This window comes from Variovorax sp. P4_D9, from assembly GCF_056401695.1.
In genome coordinates, this window is record NZ_JBFUIU010001326.1 from 1 (window position 1) to 1,715 (window position 1,715).

Consider the following 1,715-nt stretch of genomic DNA (forward strand, 5'->3'; position numbering starts at 1 on the left):
AGTCATCATGGGGCAGGTCCTGACCGCGGGCAGCGGCCAGAACCCGGCGCGCCAGGCGCTGCTGAAGAGCGGCATCACCAACGAGACGCCGGCGCTGACCATCAACGCGGTCTGCGGCTCGGGCCTCAAGGCCGTGATGCTGGCGGCCCAGTCCGTGGCCACCGGCGACAGCGAGATCGTCATCGCGGGCGGCCAGGAAAGCATGAGCCTGGCGCCGCACGTGCTGCCCAATTCACGCAACGGCCAGCGCATGGGCGACTGGAAACTGGTCGACTCGATGATCATCGACGGCCTGTGGGACGTCTACAACCAGTACCACATGGGCATCACGGCCGAGAACGTGGCCAAGAAGTACGACATCAGCCGCGCCGCCCAGGACGAGCTGGCGCTCGGCAGCCAGACCAAGGCGGCGGCCGCGCAGGACGCCGGCAAGTTCAAGGACGAGATCGTCGCGGTCAACATTCCGCAGAAGAAGGGCGACCCGGTGGTCTTCGCCCAGGACGAGTTCATCAACCGCAAGACCAACGCCGAAGGCCTCGCGGGCCTGCGCCYGGCCTTCGACAAGGCGGGCGGCGTCACCGCCGGCAATGCCTCGGGCCTCAACGACGGCGCCGCCGCCGTGATGGTCATGACCGCCAAGAAGGCGGCCGCGCTGGGCCTGAAGCCGCTCGGCCGCATTGCCAGCTACGCCAGCACCGGCCTCGATCCGGCCTTCATGGGCATGGGCCCGGTGCCGGCCTCGCAGAAGGCGCTGCAGCGCGCCGGCTGGAAGCCGCAGGACCTCGACGTGCTCGAGATCAACGAGGCCTTCGCGGCCCAGGCCTGCGCGGTGAACCGCGAGATGGGGTGGGACATCAACAAGGTCAACGTGAACGGCGGCGCGATCGCGATCGGCCATCCGATCGGCGCCTCCGGCTGCCGCATTCTGGTCACCCTGCTGCACGAGATGCAGCGCCAGAACGCCAAGAAGGGCATCGCCTCGCTGTGCATCGGCGGCGGCATGGGCGTGGCACTAACGATCGAGCGCTGAGCGCTTGACCGACGAAGCGTTCTTCCGGCAGATCCGCGACGAGCTGTTCGTCGCGGCCGTCGGGGACGTGCTCGACACGCTCGGGTATCAGCACCAGTTCCTGCGGGCCGGCATCGGGCCGCTGGAGAAATCGATGCGCATCGTGGGCCGCGCGATGCCGGTGCTCGAGGCCGATGTCGTCAACGACGGCTCGCGCTCGGCCGGACCGCTGTCGGGCAAGCCCTTCGGGCTGATGCTGGAGGCGCTCGACGACCTGAAGCCCGGCGAGATCTACATCGCGACCGGTGCCTCGCTGCGCTACGCGCTGTGGGGCGGCTTGATGTCGACCCGCGCGCGGCACCTGAAGGCGGCCGGCGCCATCCTCGACGGCTACGTGCGCGACGCCGACGAGATCGAGCGGCTCGGCTTCGACGTCTTCTGCCGCGGCACCTATGCGCAGGACCAGGGTGTGCGCGGCCAGGTCATCGACTACCGCTGCACGATCGAGATCGACGGCGTGCGCATCGCGCCCGGCGACCTGCTGTTCGGCGACCGCGAGGGCGTGCTAGTGATCCCGCGCGCGGTCGAGGCCGAGGCGGTGGCCAAGGCGCTTGACAAGGTGCGCACCGAGAACAAGGTGGCCGACGCGATCCGCGGCGGCATGAGCGCCTGCGATGCGTTGGCGACCTTCGGCGTGATGTAGGGC

General features: G+C 69.3%; 2 protein-coding genes. Both read left to right on the top strand.

Going from position 1 to position 1,715, the window contains the following annotated elements; translation table 11 throughout:
• A partial coding sequence (locus AC1DY5_RS54510) for an acetyl-CoA C-acetyltransferase (protein WP_478122509.1) occupies window positions 1-1,030 on the top strand: 1,030 nt, incomplete at its 5' end.
• 4 nt (window positions 1,031-1,034) lie between these two features.
• Window positions 1,035-1,712 carry an RraA family protein gene (locus tag AC1DY5_RS54515; protein WP_478122510.1) on the top strand — a complete coding sequence of 226 codons (678 nt, stop codon included), beginning with the start codon at window positions 1,035-1,037 and terminating at the stop codon, window positions 1,710-1,712.
• The last annotated feature ends 3 nt before the right edge of the window (window positions 1,713-1,715 follow it).